We start from the raw sequence: 20201 nt of genomic DNA on the forward strand, positions 1-20201 counted from the left end.
GCGGCCAGAGAAGTCCAGGCAGGCCGGGCGGCCAGTCCTTTCAAGCCGCGCCACCGGGGCCGGCAACGACCATGCAGCCTCACCCGGCCCACCCGGGTCACAGCACAACGTAACAACACGAAGTAACTGCACCTACGAACTTAAGGAGTGACCGTGGGGCTGCAGGAGTTGTGGTTCGGCATTATTGGGATGCTGTTCCTGGGCTTTTTCATCCTGGAGGGTTTCGACTTCGGGGTGGGCATGCTGATGGAGCCGTTCGCCCACGTCGGAACCGGCGACCCGGAGGTGCGCCGCCGCACGGTGCTCAACACCATCGGACCGGTCTGGGATGGCAACGAGGTGTGGCTGATCGTGGCCGGTGCCGCCATGTTCGCCGCATTTCCCGGGTGGTACGCCACCGTCTTTTCCACGCTCTACCTGCCCCTGCTGGCGATTCTGTTCGGCATGATCGTGCGGGCGGTGTCGATCGAATGGCGCGGCAAGATCGACGACACAAAATGGCGCAGGTGGGCCGATTTCGGTATCGCCGCCGGTTCCTGGCTGCCCGGTGTGCTGTGGGGAGTGGCGTTCGCCATCCTGGTCCGCGGACTCCCGGTGGACGGCGCCGGAGAGGTTCACCTGTCGATCACCGATGTGCTCAATGCCTACACGCTGCTTGGCGGGCTGGCCACCGCCGCACTGTTCTTGTTCTACGGAGCGGTGTACATAGCTTTGGAGACCTCGGGTGCGATCCGCGACGACGCATACCGATTCGCGGTGTGGTTGTCGCTGCCGGTAACCGGACTGGTTGCGGGCTTCGGCCTTTGGACGCAGCTGGCACACGGGAAGGACTGGACCTGGCTGGTGCTGGGTGTCGCCGTAGCCGCGCAGCTGGCGGCGGTGCTGTTGGTGTGGCGGCGCTCGTCCGACGGCTGGGCCTTCGCGTGCACCGCCGTGGTGGTCGCAGCCGTTGTGGTTCTGCTGTTCGGTGCGCTGTATCCGAACCTGGTTCCGTCGACGCTGAACCCGCAATGGAGCGTGACCATCTACAACGCCTCGTCGACCCCGTACACCCTCAAGATCATGACCTGGGCGACGGCGATCATGGCCCCGCTGACGGTGGTGTATCAGGCGTGGTCGTATTGGGTGTTCCGGCAACGGCTTTCGGCCGAGCGGATACCGGCGCCCACCGGCTTGGCGAGGCGTGCGTCCTGAGCGCGCGGGCGCCCCTGGATCCGCGACTGTGGCGGGCATCGGCGCCGCTGCGGCGTTATCTGGTGGTCGCGGTGGGCTGCGGAGTGGTGATCGCGGGATGCGCGATCGGCTCGGCGATTGTGCTGGCCGGCATCGTCACGCGCATCGTGGGCGCCGCCCCTCCGCATGACCCGCGCACATGGCTGGGACGCCTGTCAATCCTGTTGGCGCTGTGGGCCATCCGTACCGTGACGCAGTGGTTTCAGGCGCGCCTGAGTCAGCGGGGGGCCAGCGCGGTCATCGCCGACCTCAACGGCCAAGTGCTGGCCGCCGTCACGGGCCGCCAGCCTCGCGAAGTCGCTGCCCAGCGCGACGCCGCCGCGGTGCTGGTCACCCGCGGCCTCGACGGGCTGCGCCCCTACTTCACCGGATACCTTCCCACATTGCTGCTCGCTGCGATTCTGACCCCCGCTACCGTTGCCGTCATCGCGGCCTATGACGTGAAATCAGTTGCGATCGTGGTGATCACACTTCCGCTGATACCGGTTTTCATGGTGCTGATCGGGCTCGCGACGGCCGACCGGTCGGCGGTAGCGCTGGAGGCCATGACGACCCTGCAGGCCCGGTTGCTGGATCTGATCGCCGGCATCCCGACGCTGCGGGCGCTGGGACGCGGTCGCGGCCCGGAAGTTAGGATCGCCGAACTCGCTGCCGCACAACGGCGCTCAACCATGGCCACGCTGCGGATCGCATTCCTGTCGGCGCTGGTACTCGAATTGCTCGCCACGCTGGGCGTAGCGCTGATCGCGGTCAGCATCGGACTTCGCCTGGTGTTCGGCGAAATGACCCTGACCACCGGCCTGACGGTGCTGCTGCTGGCGCCGGACGTCTACTGGCCGCTGCGCCGGGTCGGCGCGGAATTTCACGCCGCCCAAGACGGTAGGACTGCGGCCGACAAGGCGTTCGCCCTCATCGGCGAGCCGGCCGTCCCAACGACGCCAAACGGGACGGTGGCCGCCCGTGGCGCACGCATCCGACTGGAAAGACTCACCGTGGCGGGACGCGACGGCGCTGCGCCACGCGACCTCAGCGCCGTGATCGAACCCGGCCGGGTGACGGTGCTGACCGGACCCAACGGCGCCGGAAAAAGCACCACGCTGCAGGCGATCGCCGGGATCACACCGCCCTCATCGGGCCGCGTGACCGTGGCGGGAATCGACGTCGCCGAACTCGAGCCGACGACGTGGTGGCGGCAATTGTCCTGGCTACCGCAACGGCCGGCGCTGGTCCCGGGCACCGTGTACGACAATCTCGTCCTGCTCGGAGACTTGAATGATATTGAAAAAGCTTGCACTGCATCGGCTTTCGATGCTGTGCTGGCGGAGCTGCCCGACGGCATGGAGACCGAGCTCGGGCGCGGCGGCGTCGGCCTGTCGCTGGGGCAGCGGCAGCGGTTGGGGCTTGCGCGGGTGTTCGGCTCGGCGGCCAGCGTATTGCTGCTTGACGAGCCGACCGCGCACCTGGACGCCCACACGGAGGAACGGGTACTGCGGGCCATAGTGCAGCGCGCCCGGGCCGGGGCGACCGTGATCGTCGTCGGACACCGTGAACCCGTCGTCGAAATCGGCGACCGCGTCATCGAAGTGGCCGCCGGCAGCGGAGAGCGTCATGCCAGCGTCTGATCCGCTCGTGGTCGGACTTGGCTTGCTGCGCCCGCGCTTGCCCAGGATCCTCGCGGCCATCGCCCTCGGCGTGTCGTCATTGGGCAGTGCCCTGGCGTTGGCCGGGTTTTCGGCGTGGCTGATCACGCGCGCCTGGCAGATGCCGCCGGTGCTCGACCTGTCCGTCGCGGTCGTCGCGGTCCGCACGTTCGCGATTTCCCGTGGCGTCCTGCACTATTGCGAGCGGCTGGCCACCCACGACGCCGCGCTACGCGCGACCGGCAGCGCCCGGGTGCAAGTCTATCGGCGGCTGGCCCACGGGCCGGCGGAGGCAGCCGTCCGGCTCCGCAGCGGTGAACTGGTGGCACGGGTGGGCGCCGACGTTGAAGAGCTGGCCAACGTGCTGGTGCGCGCCGTCGTACCGATCGGCGTCGCGGCGGTGCTGGGCTTGGCGGCGACGGCGGTCCTCGCGGCCATTTCGCCGCCGGCCGCCACGGTCCTGGCGATCTGCCTGCTGCTCGCCGGCGTTGTCGCGCCGCGACTGGCCGCTCGAGCAGCGAGCAAGCAAGAGGAGATTGCGCGGCAACATCACTCCGCCCGCGACACTGCGGCCATGGCCGCCCTAGAGCACGCGCCGGAGCTTCGCGTCGCCGGCGCGCTGCCCGATGTCATCGCCGAATCGGCACGCCGCCAACGTGCTTGGGCCGCCGCCCTCGACGCGGCCGCCAGGCCGGCCGCCGCCGCGGCAGCGGTGCCGACCGCCGCCATCGGAGTCAGCGTGCTGGGCGCGGTGGTAGCGGGAATAGCGTTGGCCCCCGCGGTCGCACCCACCACACTGGCCGTCCTGATGTTGCTGCCGCTCTCCGCTTTCGAGGCGACGACGCCCTTGCCGGCCGCCGCGGTCCAGCTGATGCGATCGCGGATCGCTGCCCGTCGCCTGCTCGACCTGGCTCCCCCGGAACACCCCGAGGAGGGCGGCGAGCCGGTGCCCGCCGGCGTCGGCACGCTGTCTGTCGATGTCTGTTACGGTCACCCGAATGCGATCCGGCTTATCCGGGTTGAGCTCGAAATGCCGCCGGGGGCCCGGCTGGCCGTCACCGGCGCCAGCGGTTCGGGCAAGACGACGCTGCTGATGACCCTCGCCGGGCTGCTGCCCCCGCTGGACGGACGGGTGGCGCTGGACGGGACCGACATCGGCCGCTTCGACGAAGTCGAATTGCACAGGGCCGTCAGCTTTTTCGCCGAGGACGCGCACGTCTTCGCCACCACGGTCCGCGACAACCTGCTGGTCGCCCGTGGCGACTGCGACGACGACGAGCTGACGGCGGCGCTGGCCGCGGTCGGCCTCGGCGGCTGGCTCGCCGGCCTGCCCGAGGGCCTGTCCACGGTGTTGATCGGTGGCGCGCAGGCGCTTTCGGCGGGCCAGCGCCGACGGCTACTGTTGGCCCGCGCCGTGATCTCACCCGCGCGGATCGTGCTGCTCGACGAGCCCACCGAGCACCTCGACGCGACCGACGCCGAACCGATCCTTCGTGATCTATTGGGGCCTAACGGCCTCATTTCGGCGGACCGGACCGTGGTCGTCGCTACCCACCACTTGCCCAACGGGATTGGCTGCCGCGAACTTCACATCGATCCGGCGGATCACCTGATCGGCCAAGCCGATGCCAGCGTCACGAGCGGTGCGCTCTGAAAAATTCGCGGATGTCGGCAATGAGGACTTCGGGTTTCTCCATGGCGGCGAAGTGACCGCCATCGTCGACGTCGGTCCAGCGGGTAATCGTGTTCTGCCCTTCGACATAACGCCGGATGCTGACGTCCTGCGCGAACACAAGCGCTGCGGTGGGTACTCCGGAGTTTGGGTGCGGTGTCGTCCAGTCGCTTCCTTGTGCGTAGCCGACGTACGCGGCGGATCCGGCCGTTCTGGTGAACCAGTAGATCGACGCGTTGGTGAGCAACCTATCCCGCTCGATGATTTTGTCGGGGACGGTGTCTCGCGGATGGGTCCATTCTCGGAATTTGTCCATGATCCAGGCCAGCTGCCCGACCGGGGAGTCGGTAAGCCCGTAGGCGATGGTTTGCGGCCGGGTGGACTGAATCGCGATGTAGCCGTACTCCTCTCGCATGAACGCCTCGATCCGGCGCACCCGGTCGCGCTCGAGCTCGGAGAGCTCAGCGAGCTCCTTGTCCGGCAGTGGCACGGGCGGCACGACCGAGGGGCCGTTGAGGTGCACACCGGCGACACGATCGGGAGCCACCCGTCCCAGCTGCGGGCTGATCGCCGCGCCGAGGTCCCCGCCCTGGGCGCCGTAACGCCGATAGCCGAGCCGCCGCATCAGCTCGGCCCAGGTCCTGGCGATCCGATCGGTGGTCCAGCCGCCATCGACCGTCGGACCTGAGAAACCAAATCCCGGCAGTGAGGGAATCACCACGTCGAACGCGTCAGCGCGGTCACCACCTCCGTGTGCCTGAGGGTCGGTGAGCGGTCCGATGACGTCGAGGAATCCGACGAAGGAATCCGGCCAGCCGTGGGTCAGGATCAGCGGGAAAGCGTCGGGCTCGGGCGAGCGAACGTGCAGGAAATGGATGCGCTGTCCGTCGATCGTGGTGGTGAACTGCGGGTACTCGTTCAGGCCGGCTTCGGCCGCGCGCCAGTCGTACCCACTGCGCCAATACTCGGTGAGCTCACGCAGCCAGTGAAGGGGAACTCCGCTGTCCCAGTCGTCGCCCGGAAGCGGCGTCGGCCATCGGGCGCGATCAAGCCGATCGTGCAGGTCGTCGAGCTGCGGTTGGGGAATATCAATGCGAAACGGTGTGATGTCGTTGGTCATAAGACCGAAGGTATGGCTCGGTCAGGTCAGGTCCTGTCCTAGGTTGCGGGCAGAATTGAAACGTGCTCGAGACGTCCGCGCGGTTGCTTCGCCTGCTTGGCCTCTTACAGATGCGCCGCGAATGGACCGGCGCCGATCTGGCCGATCGGCTGAGCGTCGACGTTCGAACGGTGCGCAGGGACATCGCGAAGTTGCGGACACTGGGCTACCCGGTCGAAGCCACCTCCGGGCGCTGCGGCTATCGGTTGGGCGCGGGGGCTCAGCTGCCGCCGCTGCTTCTCGACGACGAAGAAACCGTCGCTGTCGCCATCGGATTGCGCACCGCCGCAACGAGTTCTGTGACGGGCATCGAAGAGCCCTCGGTGCGAGCGCTTGCCAAACTCGAACAACTGCTCCCGTCACGACTGCGGCACCGCATCAATCTGCTGACCGCGACCACCGAAACCGTTTCCGGACCCGGCCCTACCGTGCACCCGGAAAAGCTCATCGCCGTCGCCCGGGCATGCCGCGACCAGCACCAACTTCGGTTCGACTACGTCGGCCACGACGGAACGGCCTCGCTTCGCACGGTGGAACCTCATCGGCTGATACACACCGGCAAGCGCTGGTACCTGATCGCCTGGGACACCGACCGTGACGACTGGCGTACCTACCGCGTCGACCGATTGACCCCGCGCGTTCCCACTGGGCCCCGGTTCTCGTTCCGCGCGCCACCAGACGTCGACTTGAGCGCCTACCTGTCACGCGGTATCACAACGGACGCCTATCGATACCGCGCCCGCATCACTCTGCATGTCCCTATTAGCGTTGCCGCCGAACGCGTTTCGCACTATGTCGGACTACTCGAATCGAGCGGCGACGAAGACTGCGTCCTGTACACCGGATCGAACAGCCTCGACGAACTCGCGCTGTACGTCGGCTTGTTCCAATTCCCTTGCACTGTACATGAACCCACCGAATTGATCGAACACATCCGCCATCTCACCGACCGGCTCGCGGGCGCTATCGGGCAGAGCTTCCCTCCCCGCCGGGGCTGAAGCGGAAACTCAAATCACAGCGCCACGAACTACAGATGTCGCCGGCGCGGCGTGAACTCGAGCGTCAACAGCACGAAAACCAACTGGACCAGCTGGGTCATCGAGATTACCGCGTACCGTCGGGCGTCCATCGCGTGGAACTTGCGCACGTAGCAGTACAGCGACTCGAGCGCGATCAGCGGGTCGAGCACCTGGATCAACCGGTAGAAGACGCGCTGCAGCCGGCCGCGGTCCTTGTCCTCGAAGATCTCCGGGAACGCCGCGAACGAGAGCGATATCCGTTGCGCGCCGGTTTCTTTCGCGGCCATGATCATGTCGACGCTGAGGCGTTCGTCGATGCCGTTGGGCGCCCCGCGGCGACGCCACGGCACGTCGAGGCTGATGTCGCTGCCGCCGCCGACGGTCGCGTACCGATGGAAGCCCTGCACCCGCCCCGATGCGTCTCTGGCGATGATCAGCTGTATGCCGGGGAACCGGCCCTCCAGCACGCCGTCGAGATTCATGTAGAAACCGCGATCGGCGTGGGCCCCGCTGGGGGACGCCCGCACCACGTCGGTCAGCTCGGCGAGCAGCTTGTCGTCGAGCTCCTGCTCGCCCACGATCTCGGTGGTGATGCCGCAGTTGTGGGTGCGCTGCACTGCCTGGCGCAGATTGCGGAACTTGCGTCCGACCATCTCGAAGCTCGCCACGTCGACGACGACGTCGCGGCCAATCGGTATGGCGCGCAGCGATTGCCCGATCACCGCAGGGTCTTTCCACAACCCGAGTCGGCGTTCGCTGCAACCCACCACCGCGATCCGCCAGCCGTGGGCGCGACACATTGCGGCGAAGTCGGCGACCAACTCGGGGAATTTCTCCTCGTTCCCGACGGGGTCCCCACCGACCGCGGCAAATCCCAGCCGGGTCCGGTACGCCAACGCAGCGCTGCCGTCGGCGGTGAAGTGATAGCACTTGCCGGTCTGCATGGCGAACGGCGCCAGCGGGTCGTCACTGGTGGCGTTGATCAACGCCCACAACCGGGGCAGGTCCTCGGGTCGCGGACGCGAAGACGTCGGCCACATCAGCGCCACTCCGGACGCGACGATCAGCAGATTACCGAGTAGGTCAAAGGACAACACGTGCACGCCCAGCCCCGCGAGCACGACGAAGGCGGCAGCGGTGGCGTGCATGGCCGTCACCGGGCGGCCGAGGAAGATGCCGCGGGCGATGAAGGCCACCGCGCCCAAAACCGCCAGCGACCAGCCCAGCCGGTCGGCGTAGTGCCACGCAGGATTGCGGTGGTGTCGGGCAAGAACGACGGCCAGCCAGCCTGCGGAGCAGACCAGGGCCGTGGCCCCGACCCACCGGGCCGCAAGCGAATCACCGTGGACGACAACGCGTTCGCGCGCACGGGGCTTCGCGGCGACCTCGACCGGCGACCCGTTCACTCTCACCTCCGATGCGCTGACACTGCAGCTGGGCGGCAAATCGCCACCTCGGCACCGAATACCCGGCTGATTGTGAACATACGCTGCTCACAGCTGGTTGACAGCCTAAATCACACCGTCATCCTGCGAGTATCCCTTCAGCGTGTCTATCGGCGGCGAGAGGGAAAGTATTTCAGGACGCCCTCTTGCACCACCGTCGCGATGAGTTGCCCGCCGCTATCGAAGAAGTGCCCGGTCCCCAGCCCGCGTGAATCCGCTGCCACCGGTGAGGATGTCGAGTACAACAGCCAGTCGTCGAGGTTGACCTGCCGGTGAAACCACACAGAGTGGTTGGCGGACGCGGCGAAGATGCGGTCGAATCCCCAAGAAAGCCCGTGGGTGGTGATCACCGAGTCGAGCACCGTGGTGTCCGAGGCGTAAACCATGGTCGCGGTGTGCAATACGGGGTCATCGGGCATCGCCCCGAGGGCCTTGACCCAGACTCTGTTGTGGGGAAGGCGTTCGCCCTTGTCCCGCATCACCCAGGCAGGGTCGTTGGTGTAGCGCCATTCGATCGGCTGCAAGGCGTTGACGAAGTGCGGGACGGTCTCCTCGTAGCCCCTCAACAGTTCGCGGATGGGGGGCAGCGCCTGGGGCGGCGCGACCGCCGGCGGATCGACGGCGTGCTCCAGGCCGCGACCGCCCGCCATGTAGGAGATCATCGCCGAGGACAGCAGCAGGCCGTCTTGCACCGCGTCGACGCGCCGGTTTGCGAAGCGTCGCTCGTCCCGCAGCCGTACCACGCGGAATTCGATGTCCTTGGCGGTGTCGCCGCCGTTGACGAAGTGGACCGACAACGCGCTGGGCGGCAAGTCATCCCGGACCAGCGTGCGGCAGCTCGCGACAAACGATTGCGCCATGAGCTGCCCGCCGAAGGTGCGCATCGGGTTCTTGCTCGGATGGGACCCGACGAACAGGTCGTCCGCGACGCGGTTGAGGTCCAGGACGGCCAGCAGCTCGTCGAAATCGTTGCTAGCCGCCACAGGCCTGCTCTCCTGCCGATTTACTCGCCTCCTCCGCAGACGCCGCATGGGCGCGTCCGTATCGCCCCCCGCGGTCGTGAGCGGTCACCGGTCTGAGGCGGGTCGCGGATGCGCGGCCTGTTGGACGCTGGCATGAATCGTACGGGCACACAGGTGCGGGTCGTCGATCATAGGAACGTGCCCCACGCCAGGGAGCACGGTGTGCGCGGCGCGGGGCAGTCTCTGTTGGGCGATCGCGCCGTGGGCCGCGGGCGGAAATATCCGATCGTGCGCCGACCAGGCCAACGTGATCGGGCAAGGCAAGGGATCGAGTGCATCTACGTGTTCGTCGGTGGCGAGCAGATCGCCCGCCGCAGTGCAGCTCGCGGCGTCGCCGGCTATGTCGACGGCCTGTGCGACAGTGAGTCGCTCACCGTGTTGGGCGATGTCGCGCATCGCCGCGCGGCGCACCGCTGCGACGCGGAATGCGAAGGGCGCTAAGGGCCAGGTGAGCCGGGCGAGACGCACACTGCGGCGGATGCGGTGGGTGGCCTGGTCGCTTCTGCTCGACGTCCAGAAGCCGGCCGGCGAGAAGGCACACACAGACTTGGCGCGACCTCGGCGCGCCAACTCGATCGCCATCCATCCACCCATCGAGTTGCCGGCGATGTGTACTCGGTCGAGCCCACGTGCGTCGAGCACCGTTTCGATGTGATCGGTCAAGGTACCGATGGTGGCCTTGCCTACCATCGGGGGTCCGCCGCGATGGCCGACCGCGGTCGGGGCGAGGACGTCATAGCGGTCGGTGAGCAAGGGGGTGACGGTGGTCCAAGCCCGTGCCGACATGGTCACGCCGTGCAGCAACAGGATTGTCGGCTTGGACGTCATGCCGGTCGGTCGGCGCGGTGCGCTACGTGCGGATGATCCAGAGCGCCCAGCAGCGCGCGCATCGCGGGGATGGCTTGTTCGAGGGCGGCGCGTTCTTGGCTGGTGAGTGAGTCGATGGCATGCTGCAGCGCGGCGGTGCTGATGCGGTCGTAACGGCCGAGTAGGTCCATCGACAGCGGCGAGAGGCTCAGTTCGACGACGCGCAGATCCGACGACGAGGGGATGCGCTGCAATAGGCCAGTTGCGGTCATCGTCCGCAGCAGGTTGCTGATGGTCGATCGGGCCACCCGCAACTGCGCTGCTAGCTCTCCGGGGGTCGCGCTAGCAGTCGCTTCCAGGGCTCGCAGCAGTTCGATCTGCGCTTCGGGCAGATCGGGCAAGTCCTCGGCGAGCCGGGTGCGTAACACCGCGCGGCGCAGCGGACCGATTAGTCGTCCAAATTCCCGTGCGACGTCCACCCGGTCGAGTATGCCACAATGTTTTGTGACAAAATAGTTTTGTCACAAAACTCGCCCTCCGCATGTGGGCGCGTTGGCTCGTGCTCGCCTCGCCGCCGCAACCAAGGAGTCACCCATGCCTACCGTTCACGGCGCGCTACCGCCGCAAGACCTCAACGGAATTGTCGGATACCGGTTCATCTACACCTACGCCAACGGCTGGCGGTATGAGATGTACGTCAAGAACGATCACAGCATCGACTACCGCATCCACTCCGGAATGGTTGGTGGACGCTGGGTGAAGGATCAGCAGGTCGATCTCGTGCAGCTCGACGATGACCACTTCAAGGTTTCATGGACCGAGCCGACCGGAACCTCGGTGGCCGTCAACGTGATGCCGAGCAAGCGCCGCCTTCACGGCGTTATCTTCTTTCCGCAGTGGGTCAAGCAGCACGGCGAACGCACGGTCTGCTTCCAAAACGAACACCTCGACGAGATGACCGCCTATCGCGACCAGGGACCGACGTATCCCATCTACGTCGTCCCGGAATTCGCCACGATCACCTTCCTTGAGTTCGTGGGCGCCGACGACGACACCGTGATCGCCGTAGCCCCCGGTGACCTTGAGACCGGTTGGGCTGAACGCATCAATTGAGGCGCTCGCGGTATCAGACGTCGTCCTCCCCGATCCGGTGCACATGGATCAGGTTGGTCGAGCCTACTGTGCCTGGTGGCGCGCCGGCGACGATGACCACCAGGTCCCCGCGCTTGTAGCGACCGAGTTCCAGCAACGACTTGTCGACCTGGCGGATCATGCCGTCGGTGGACGTCATCATCGGGACGATGAAGGTCTCGGTCCCCCAGGTCATGGCGAGTTGACTGCGCACCTCCGGCCAGGCGGTGAACGCGAGCAGCGGCAGCGGGGTATGCAGGCGGGCCAGCCGCTTCACGGTGTCACCGGATTGGGTGAACGCCACCAAGGCCTTCGCGTCGAGCCGCTCGCCGATGTCGCGAGCGGCATACGAGATGACGCCGCGCTTGGTGCGCGGCACATGCGCCAACGGGGGCGCCGCCGTGGAGTTCTCCTCGACCGCGCACACGATGCGCGACATCGTGCGTACCGCCGCAAGCGAATACTTGCCCACCGATGTCTCCCCCGACAACATGAGCGCGTCGGCACCGTCGAGCACGGCGTTGGCCACGTCGGAGGCCTCGGCTCGCGTAGGTCGCGAGTTTTCGATCATCGAGTCGAGCATCTGGGTCGCCACGATGACGGGTTTGGCGTTCTCCCGGGCCATCTGGATGGCGCGCTTCTGAACCAACGGCACCTCTTCCAGGGGAAGCTCGACGCCGAGGTCGCCGCGGGCCACCATGATGCCGTCGAAGGCCAGCACGATGGCTTCGAGGTTGTCGACGGCTTCCGGCTTCTCCAGCTTGGCGATCACCGGGACCCGCCGACCGATCCGATCCATCACCTCGTGCACCAGCTCGACGTCGGAGGGTGAGCGCACGAATGACAGCGCGACCAGATCGACACCCAGTTCCAGAGCGAACGTGAGATCCTCAATGTCCTTGTGCGACAAGGCCGGTGCGGACACATTCATTCCGGGAAGTGACATGCCCTTGTTGTTGCTGACGGGCCCGCCTTCCACGACGGTGCAGACGACGTCGTCGCCCTCGATGGCGTCGACGATCAGCCCGACCTTCCCGTCGTCGACCAGAACCCGGTCGCCGGCCACCGCGTCCTGGGCCAACCTTTTGTAAGTCGTCGAGACTCGGTCGTGGGTCCCGTCGCAGTCGGCGATGGTGATCCGTATCGTCTCGCCGTCGGCCCAAAATGTGGACCCGGTCGCGAATCGACCCAACCTGATCTTCGGGCCCTGAAGGTCCGCGAGCACACCGACCGCACGGCCGGTGTGGTCGGAGGCGGCCCGGACCCGCTCGTAGGCGGCCTTGTGATCGGCGTAATCACCGTGACTGAAGTTCATTCGAGCGACGTCCATTCCGGCCTCTACCAGCGCCAGAATCAGCTCGTCGGAGTTAGTTGCAGGGCCAAGGGTGCAGACGATCTTGCCGCGTCTACTCACGACGAACCAGCATAGTCGCGCGCGGGCTCAACGGCCCCTCGGTCAACCGCTGAGGGTGCTCGGAATCAAGGGAAAGCCCGGAAGATTACGCACCACCGTCCAGGCCACCGCGGCCAGGATGATCGTCGCCACTGCCGGTAACGGCAACGACGCCCGGCGCTGGCGGTTGCGGATCAGGGTCCAGCCGACCAGCAGCGGGATGGCCACCAGCAGGAAGGCGTTGTCGTTGACGCTGGCCGCGAGATTTCCGTGCAGCAGATCATGCGTCATCCGCAGCCCACCGCAGAACGGGCAATTCCAGCCGGTGAGCAACTTGAACGGGCACAACGGATACACCGAAGCCGCATTGTGGGGATCGACCAGTTCGATGTAGCCCAGTGAGCCGGCCAGCAACATGCCGGCGCCGCCCGCTAGGTAACGGCGATGACGATGCGGGCCGTGAACCTGGTCACTCACGTTGCCAGCATGCCCCACCCATCCGCGAGCGTCGACTCGTTGGGTGGAAAGCGCGGATCTCGCCGCGACAACTCGACGCTGGACGTAGCGCCAACTGGGCGCAGGCTACTGGTGGCGACGGTTCCGTAACCGCGAACCCAATCGCCGCAGGGCTGAGCCTGCCGTGCCCGATGTCGTCCTGCCGTCAGCGGGCACGTATAGCCCAGCGGCGTCTACAGCGTCGGCGTCCGAGTTTGCGTCCGGCTCCGGTGCGAGCGGCTCCTGCGGCCCCGACTCGGTCGCCGTTCCCTCGGCTTGTGGCTCGGAAGTGTCGGCATCGTCGCTCGGAGCGGTTCCAGGCTCCGCGGCCTCGGGTTCGTCAGGTTCTGCGGTTTGCGGCTCGACGGCTTCAGGTTCCGCGGCTTCGGGCTCTTCGGCATCAGTTTCGACGGCTTCAGGTTCCTCGGCTTGATCAGCGGCTGCCTCGGGCTCTTCTACCTCAGGCTCTTCGACTTCGGGTTCGACGGCTACAGGTTCCTCGGCTTCGAGCTCCGCGGCTTCGGGCTCTTCGGCTTTTGGTTGCTCGACGGCCTCGAGTTCTTCGGCTTGATCAGCGGCTGCCTCGGGCTCGTCTTCCTCGGGCTCTTCGGCTTCGGGCTCGACGGCTACAGGTTCCTCGGCTTCGGGTTCCGCAGCTTCGGGCTCTTCGGTTTTCGGTTGCTCGTGGGTTTCGGGTTCTTCGGCTTCACCAGCGGCAGCTTCGGCCTCTTCGGCCTCGGGCTCTTCGGCCTCGGGCTCCTCCGCTTCACCAGCCGCCGACTCGGGCTCGACGACCTCGGGCTCTTCGGCTTCGGGTGGGACGACGGCGTCTGCTGGTTCCCTTTCCGCATCGACCGGCTCGGCTTCGGTGGGCTGCCCACCGGTGGCTTCGGCGGATTCCTCCGTTTTCACCGAATCGGCCGGCTTGTCGTCCTTGCCGGCGCCGGACGCCGTCGCGGACGCTGCCGCGGTCGAAGCGACGGTGGCGGCTTCGTCCACCGCCACGGGCGCCGGCGCGCCCCTCGCCGCTTCGTCGGCGACCTTGCCGCGCAGGCTCGTCGGATTCTCTCGGCCCTTGGGCGCGAGAATGACATACACCACGGCCCCGATGAACACGAAAGTCGATGTGAACACGTTGATCCGGATGCCCGCGACAAGGGTTGCGGTGTCGTTGCGCAGCAGCTCGACGCCGAATCGTCCGACACAGTAGAGGGCCACATAGAGCGCAAACAGGCGACCATGGCCGATCTGGAACCGCCGATCCACGTAGATCAAGATGGCGAAAACCACGAGATTCCAGATCAATTCGTAGAGGAACGTCGGCTGGACGACGTACGCGAGCTGCCCGGTCGAGACGCCGTCGAGCGAATGCGGGTCCACGTAACCGGAGGGGTCCCGGCGGTAAAAGATCTCCAGTCCCCACGGCACCGTCGTTTCCCGACCGTAGAGCTCCTGGTTGAAATAGTTCCCGAGCCGACCGATGGCCTGCGCCAAGATGATTCCGGGCGCTATCGCGTCGCCGAAGGCCGGCAACGGGATCCCGCGACGCCGACAGCCGACCCACGCGCCGACGCCGCCCAGGGCCACCGCGCCCCAGATGCCCAGTCCACCATCCCAGATTCGCAGGGCGGCACCGAAACCTGCTCCCCCCGGACCCCAATAGGTCCGCCAGTCGGTGGCCAGGTGATACAGCCTGCCGCCCACCAATCCGAACGGCACCGCCCACAGTGCGATGTCGTAGATCACGCCGCGATCACCGCCACGCGCCTCCCAGCGCCGGTCCCCAATCACCAGGGCCGCGACAATGCCGATGATGATGAACAGCGCGTAGGCACGAATCGGCAACGGGCCGAGGTGCCACACACCCCGCGAAGGGCTCGGGATATAGGCGAGCACCGTCGTCATGAGGCGGCGGCCCTTTGCCGCACGCCGGCGGCGAGTTCTTCTGTGAGCGTGCGCAACGCGGCCACACCACCATCGGTCAGCGCGGAGACCAGTGCGGAACCGACGATGACACCGTCGGCGTAGGCGGCGATCTGCGCCGCCTGTTCTCCCGATCGGACACCCAGGCCCACGCCGACCGGTATGTCCGACACCGTCCTGATTCTGCTCACCAATTCGGGCGCCGCCCGCGACACCACAGCACGCGCGCCGGTAACTCCCATTGTCGAGGCCGCGTAGACGAATCCGCGCGACGCTTCGACGGTGGTCACCAAGCGCTGCGGCGTCGAGGACGGCGCCACGAGGAATATGCGATCCAGCCGGTGGTTCTCGGATGCCGCCAGCCACTCCCCGGCTTCGTCGGGGATGAGGTCGGGCGTGATCAGGCCGTGCCCGCCGGCCGCCGCCAGGTCGCGCGCAAACGCGTCAACCCCGTAGCGCAGCACCGGGTTCCAGTACGTCATCACCACAGCACGCCCACCGGCCGCACTGATCGCCTCCACGGCGGTCAGCGTGTCTCGCACTCGCACTCCTCCCCGCAGCGCGGCCTCGGTGGCCCTGGCGATCGTCGGGCCGTCCATCCCCGGATCGGAATAGGGCACACCGACTTCGATGATGTCGCAACCGGATTCGACCAGGGCGACCATCGCGTCCACGGAGGTCGGCACGTCGGGGTAGCCGGTGGGCAGGTAGCCGATCAGCGCCGCACGACTGTCCTTGCGGCACACGTCGAAAGCGGGCCTCAGCCGGCTCGCGTGGCTCTGTGTCACGGTCACTGCGTGTCCTCGTCGCCGAGCAGGCCGAACCATTTCGCGGCCGTCGCGACGTCCTTGTCGCCGCGACCCGACAGGTTCACCACGATGACCGAGCCCCGGCCCAGCTCGGGCCCGAGCTTGAGCGCGCCGGCCACGGCGTGTGCGGATTCGATGGCCGGGATGATGCCCTCCGTACGGCACAACAGACCGAAAGCCTCCATCGCCTCGGCGTCGGTGATGGGCCGGTATTCGGCGCGACCGGTTTCCCGGAGCCACGCGTGTTCCGGCCCCACCCCCGGATAGTCCAAACCCGCTGATATGGAATGGGATTCGATGGTCTGACCGTCATCGTCCTGCAGCAGGTAGGAGAACGATCCCTGGAAGGCCCCGGGTGAACCACCCGCGAAAGTCGCGGCGTGCCTGCCGGTTTCGACGCCGTCACCCGCCGCCTCGAAGCCGACCAGCCGCACGCCGGGATCGTCGATGAAAGCATGGAAGATCCCGATGGCGTTGGATCCGCCGCCGACGCACGCGGTGACCGCGTCGGGCAACCGGCCCGCCTGGGCCTGGATCTGCACGCGGGTCTCCAGGCCGATGATGCGCTGAAAGTCGCGCACCATCGTCGGGAACGGGTGGGGGCCGGCCGCGGTTCCGAAGCAGTAGTACGTGTTGTCGGCGTTGGTGACCCAATCCCGAAACGCCTCATTGATGGCGTCTTTGAGCGTTTGCGAGCCCGTGTCGACGGAGACGACCTTTGCTCCGAGCAGCCGCATCCGGGCCACATTGAGCGCTTGGCGCGCGGTGTCGACGGCGCCCATGTAGATCACGCATTCCAGCCCGAGCAATGCGCATGCGGTCGCGGTGGCAACGCCGTGCTGACCGGCCCCCGTCTCGGCGATCACCCGGGTCTTGCCCATTCGCTTCGCGAGCAGCGCCTGGCCGAGAACATTGTTGATCTTGTGAGAACCGGTGTGGTTCAAGTCTTCTCGCTTGAGGAAGATGCGCGCCGAACCGGCGTGTGCGCTCAGGCGGGTGGCCTCGTACAGCGGTGACGGCCGGCCCGCGTAGTTCGCCTGGAGGTCATCGAGGGTGTCCAAGAACTCCGGGTTGACACGTTCCTTTTCGTAAGCGGTGGTGACTTCCTCGATCACGGCCATCAGGGCTTCGGCGACGTACCGACCACCGTAACCGCCGGGGCCGCCGAAATGACCGCCCGGGTCGGGGTCGTGCCGGGTGGGTTCAGCGACGGCCGCACTCGAAAGCGGAAGCTCCGGGCGGGACAGGTCTACCATCACCAAGGCTCGACGGGGGAACGGCTCATCGTCGGCTAGCGCGCGGGCTTCGGGCAGGACGGATGGGTGCCCGCGGTGACCAGGTCGGCAACCGCCGCACGTGGGTCACCGCTCTTAACCAGACCCTCGCCGACCAATACGGCGTCGGCGCCGGCGCCGGCGTAGGCCAGCAGGTCTCCGGTGCCCCGCACGCCGGATTCGGCGACCCTGATCACCTTGCTGGGCAAGCCGGGCGCGATGCGCGCGAAGCAATCCCGGTCCACCTCCAGCGTCGCGAGGTCGCGGGCGTTCACGCCGATCACGTTGGCCCCCGCCCTCAGCGCCCGGTCGGCTTCTTCCTCGGTGTGCACTTCGACCAGGGCCGTCATACCGAGCGATTCGGTGCGATCCAGCATCGAAACCAAGGCCGACTGCTCCAACGCTGCGACGATGAGCAACAGCATGTCGGCGCCGTGCGCGCGCGCCTCGTGTATCTGATACGGCTGGACGACAAAGTCTTTGCGCAACACCGGAATTGAAACAGCTGCCCGGACCGAATCGAGGTCGTCGAGCGAGCCGCGGAAACATCGCTCCTCGGTCAATACGCTGATGATCCGGGCGCCACCTTCTTCGTAGGCGCGGGCCAGCTTCGCCGGATCGGCAATGGGTGCGAGCGAACCCGCCGACGGGCTGGCCCGCTTGACCTCGGCGATGACGCCGATGCCGGGCGCGCGCAAGGCGGCCATCACGTCCAAGGGTGGTGGCGCCGCCGCGGCGGCCGCCTTGATCTCACTCAGGCTGACAACGGCTTCGCGCGCGGCAACGTCGGCCCGGACTCCCTCGAGGATGGAGTCAAGCACGGACGCCGGACTCATGCCTGTCGTTCCCTTCCCGCTCCAGCCCACTGCCACCCGCTGTCGCCACGATTACTTAGCCGATTCCGATGACGTGAGAGAAGGGTAGCGGCCGCCGCCCCGCGGCCCGTCACCGACCCTCGGTGTCAGACTGGCGACCCCGGTCGGTCGGGTCGCGGCCCTCGTCAAGCGCATCCCAGATCATCCGCTCCGACATATCCGACACGGCGGGCTTCGTAATGCCCTCCGGCTTCTCGTCGTCGGCTTTTGCGCGCAGCGCGTGCGACCGGCGGGTGGCGGGCGCCGCATACTTGGTCGCGCTTTCGCCGGCCGATCCCGGATCCGATGCCGACCGCATGAGCAGAACCGCCGCGCTCAGCGTGCACACCGCGGCGGCCACCGCGATGCCGGCCCCCCAGTAGCGCCGCTCGCTTCCTGCCAGGAACATCAACGGAATATGCACCAGGTCGGCACCCCGGACCGCCACGTCCGGAACTACCCACAGGCTGATTCCCAGATAGCAGACCGCAAGGCTGGCCGCCGCCAGCAGCCCGGAAAGCACCCGCAGGCGCCAGCCGCGAACGGCGAGTGCCGCCACGGCGGCAGCCAGCATGAGCAGCGCCATCGGCAGCAGCGCCGTCGACCAGGTCGCACCGGACAACGTCACCTGCTTCGGGGGGCTCAGCCCGTCAAACGAGCCGATCACCACCCATGGCAGGCGCGACGCCACCCACAGCGCGCCCGCGGCCGCCACCAGCAGCAGTTGGGCGATCACGATCGAAAGCCGGCCGCTCCGGGCCGGACGGGCATCAGCCATCGCGACCCGAGGGCGGGGGCTTCAGAGTCTCGGCCGCCGCAATCGCATTGAGCACCGCCCGGGCCTTGTTGGTGGCCTCCGTGAATTCGTAAGGGCCGTTGGAGTCCGCCACGACCCCCCCACCGGCCTGGACGTAGGCTGTGCCGGCACGAATCAACGCCGTGCGGATCGCGATCGCAAAGTCGGCGTTACCGGCGAAGTCGAGGTAACCGACAACGCCCCCGTAGAGCCCGCGGCGTGTCTTCTCCACCTCTTCAATCAGCTCCATGGCCCGTACCTTGGGTGCGCCCGAGAGCGTGCCGGCCGGGAAGCAGGCCGTCACGGCATCGAGCGCGGACTTGCCCGCGTCGAGCCGGCCGGTCACCGTCGACACCAGGTGCATCACATGGCTGTAGCGCTCGATGCGGCTGTAATCGTCGACGCGAACCGTGCCCGGCGTGCACACCCGCCCGAGGTCGTTGCGCCCCAGGTCCACCAGCATCAGGTGCTCGGCCCGTTCCTTCTCGTCGGCAAGCAGTTCGGCTTCCAGCAGCTGGTCCTCTTCGTCGGTGTGCCCGCGCCACCGGGTGCCGGCGATCGGGTGCGTCGTCGCCCATCCGTCGGCCACGGTCACCAAGGCCTCGGGACTGCATCCCACGATCGAAAAGTCTGTTGCGCCAACACCATCGGGGATGTGTAGCAGGTACATGTAGGGGCTTGGATTGGTCACCCGCAGCATCCGGTACACGTCGAAGGGGTCCACGTCGGTGTCCATCTCGAAGCGCTGAGAGGGCACCACCTGAAAGGCCTCGCCGGCCGCGATCTGCTCGACGAGATAGTCGACGATCTTGCTGTATTCCTCCGGGCTGCGCTGTGCGCGATATCGCGGCTCGGGTCTGCTGAACGTGGCCACCGCCGACGCCAGCGGCTGACCCAGGGCCGCGGTCATCACGTCCAGCCTGGTGACCGCGTCGTCGTAGGCCTCGTCGACCCGCTCGTCGGTGCCGTTCCAATTCACCGCGTTGGCGATCAGCGTGATAGTGCCCTCGTGGTGGTCGACCGCCGCCAGATCGGTGGCCAGCAGCAGCAGCATGTCCGGCAGGTGAAGGTCGTCAACCGCCAGTTGGGGCAGGCGTTCCAGACGCCGCACCAGGTCGTAGGCGAAGAAGCCGACCATGCCGCCGGACAACGGCGGAACCCCGGGCTCGGACTGGCTTGGAGCCGCGGTGGCAAGCAGCTCCAGCGTGGTCCGCAGCGCCAGCAGCGGGTCTCCTCCGGTGGGGGCGTCCCGCGGCACCGCGCCCAGCCACACCGCTTCGCCGTCGCGGACGGTCAGCGCCGACGGCACCCCCGCGCCGATGAACGACCAGCGCGACCACGATCGGCCGTACTCCGCGGATTCCAGAAGGAACGTGCCCGGACGGTTGGCGGCCAGCTTTCGGTAGGCCGACAGCGGCGTCTCGCTGTCGGCCAGGACCTTTCGAGTCACCGGAACCACGCGGTGCTCGCCCGCGAGCCGGCGAAAATCCTCCCGGGACGTGGTGGCGGCAAGGTGAGCGTGCACCGGA

18 protein-coding genes are annotated in these 20201 nt (G+C 67.1%); 5 read left to right on the top strand and 13 right to left on the bottom strand.

The window, feature by feature from the left end; genetic code table 11:
• The first annotated feature begins 153 nt into the window (after nucleotides 1-153).
• Genes cydB through cydC form a run of 3 tightly spaced genes read left to right on the top strand, consistent with a single transcriptional unit; the run spans nucleotide 154 to nucleotide 4527 of the window.
• Nucleotides 154-1194, top strand: coding sequence for a cytochrome d ubiquinol oxidase subunit II (gene cydB / locus JO059_RS14220; RefSeq protein ID WP_293319731.1), 1041 nt, complete (start codon nucleotides 154-156; stop codon nucleotides 1192-1194).
• A gap of 47 nt (nucleotides 1195-1241) precedes the next feature.
• Nucleotides 1242-2855, top strand: a complete 1614-nt coding sequence (cydD, locus tag JO059_RS14225; RefSeq protein ID WP_293319808.1) for a thiol reductant ABC exporter subunit CydD — start codon at nucleotides 1242-1244, stop codon at nucleotides 2853-2855.
• Nucleotides 2842-4527 (top strand): thiol reductant ABC exporter subunit CydC, encoded by a 1686-nt coding sequence (gene cydC / locus JO059_RS14230; protein ID WP_293319732.1) that lies wholly within the window; start codon nucleotides 2842-2844, stop codon nucleotides 4525-4527. The genes cydD and cydC overlap by 14 nt, the downstream gene beginning before the upstream one ends.
• Here the strand turns inward: cydC and JO059_RS14235 are convergent.
• Nucleotides 4508-5665, bottom strand: a complete 1158-nt coding sequence (locus JO059_RS14235) for an epoxide hydrolase family protein (protein WP_293319734.1) — start codon at nucleotides 5663-5665, stop codon at nucleotides 4508-4510. The two genes, cydC and JO059_RS14235, sit on opposite strands and share 20 nt — an antisense overlap.
• Nucleotides 5666-5727: 62 nt before the next feature.
• On the opposite strand from JO059_RS14235, the gene JO059_RS14240 reads away from it, so the two are divergent.
• A complete protein-coding gene (locus JO059_RS14240) occupies nucleotides 5728-6702 on the top strand; it encodes a YafY family protein (RefSeq protein WP_293319736.1) in 975 nt (324 codons plus the stop codon).
• A 29-nt stretch (nucleotides 6703-6731) separates the two neighbouring features.
• On the opposite strand, the gene JO059_RS14245 is transcribed toward JO059_RS14240, so the two are convergent.
• The 4 genes from JO059_RS14245 to JO059_RS14260 form a co-directional block, all read right to left on the bottom strand.
• Entirely contained in the window at nucleotides 6732-8129 is a 1398-nt protein-coding gene (locus tag JO059_RS14245; RefSeq protein WP_293319738.1) for a phosphatidylglycerol lysyltransferase domain-containing protein, read from the bottom strand.
• A gap of 146 nt (nucleotides 8130-8275) precedes the next feature.
• The gene (locus JO059_RS14250) at nucleotides 8276-9199 is read right to left on the bottom strand and encodes an acyl-CoA thioesterase II (protein WP_293319740.1); all 924 of its coding nucleotides are present in this window, start codon (nucleotides 9197-9199) and stop codon (nucleotides 8276-8278) included.
• 36 nt (nucleotides 9200-9235) lie between these two features.
• Nucleotides 9236-10018 carry an alpha/beta hydrolase gene (locus JO059_RS14255; protein WP_293319742.1) on the bottom strand — a complete coding sequence of 261 codons (783 nt, stop codon included), beginning with the start codon at nucleotides 10016-10018 and terminating at the stop codon, nucleotides 9236-9238.
• A complete protein-coding gene (locus JO059_RS14260) occupies nucleotides 10015-10476 on the bottom strand; it encodes a MarR family transcriptional regulator (protein WP_293319744.1) in 462 nt (153 codons plus the stop codon). Before JO059_RS14260 ends, JO059_RS14255 begins: the two co-directional genes overlap by 4 nt.
• A 115-nt stretch (nucleotides 10477-10591) precedes the next feature.
• On the opposite strand from JO059_RS14260, the gene JO059_RS14265 reads away from it, so the two are divergent.
• Entirely contained in the window at nucleotides 10592-11110 is a 519-nt protein-coding gene (locus tag JO059_RS14265) for a phenolic acid decarboxylase (RefSeq protein ID WP_293319746.1), read from the top strand.
• Between the two features lie 13 nt (nucleotides 11111-11123).
• Here the strand turns inward: JO059_RS14265 and pyk are convergent, their stop codons facing one another.
• The 8 genes from pyk to JO059_RS14305 all read right to left on the bottom strand — a co-directional run bounded on the left by pyk (nucleotide 11124) and on the right by JO059_RS14305 (nucleotide 20197).
• Nucleotides 11124-12542, bottom strand: coding sequence for a pyruvate kinase (pyk, locus tag JO059_RS14270; protein ID WP_293319748.1), 1419 nt, complete (start codon nucleotides 12540-12542; stop codon nucleotides 11124-11126).
• Nucleotides 12543-12584: 42 nt separating this feature from the next.
• The gene (locus JO059_RS14275) at nucleotides 12585-12938 is read right to left on the bottom strand and encodes a DUF2752 domain-containing protein (protein ID WP_293319810.1); all 354 of its coding nucleotides are present in this window, start codon (nucleotides 12936-12938) and stop codon (nucleotides 12585-12587) included.
• 165 nt (nucleotides 12939-13103) lie between these two features.
• Nucleotides 13104-14921, bottom strand: a complete 1818-nt coding sequence (locus JO059_RS14280; RefSeq protein WP_293319750.1) for a prolipoprotein diacylglyceryl transferase — start codon at nucleotides 14919-14921, stop codon at nucleotides 13104-13106.
• Entirely contained in the window at nucleotides 14918-15766 is an 849-nt protein-coding gene (trpA, locus tag JO059_RS14285; protein ID WP_293319752.1) for a tryptophan synthase subunit alpha, read from the bottom strand. The genes JO059_RS14280 and trpA overlap by 4 nt, the downstream gene beginning before the upstream one ends.
• Nucleotides 15730-17007, bottom strand: a complete 1278-nt coding sequence (gene trpB / locus JO059_RS14290; protein ID WP_293319754.1) for a tryptophan synthase subunit beta — start codon at nucleotides 17005-17007, stop codon at nucleotides 15730-15732. Before trpB ends, trpA begins: the two co-directional genes overlap by 37 nt.
• A 32-nt stretch (nucleotides 17008-17039) precedes the next feature.
• Nucleotides 17040-17858 (bottom strand): indole-3-glycerol phosphate synthase TrpC, encoded by an 819-nt coding sequence (trpC, locus tag JO059_RS14295; RefSeq protein ID WP_293319756.1) that lies wholly within the window; start codon nucleotides 17856-17858, stop codon nucleotides 17040-17042.
• Nucleotides 17859-17967: 109 nt separating this feature from the next.
• Nucleotides 17968-18654 (bottom strand): TIGR02234 family membrane protein, encoded by a 687-nt coding sequence (locus tag JO059_RS14300; protein WP_293319758.1) that lies wholly within the window; start codon nucleotides 18652-18654, stop codon nucleotides 17968-17970.
• Entirely contained in the window at nucleotides 18647-20197 is a 1551-nt protein-coding gene (locus JO059_RS14305; RefSeq protein ID WP_293319760.1) for an anthranilate synthase component I, read from the bottom strand. The genes JO059_RS14300 and JO059_RS14305 overlap by 8 nt, the downstream gene beginning before the upstream one ends.
• Nucleotides 20198-20201: the final 4 nt, after the last annotated feature.

It is taken from the genome of Mycobacterium sp. (assembly GCF_019247615.1).
GTDB lineage: Bacteria > Actinomycetota > Actinomycetes > Mycobacteriales > Mycobacteriaceae > Mycobacterium.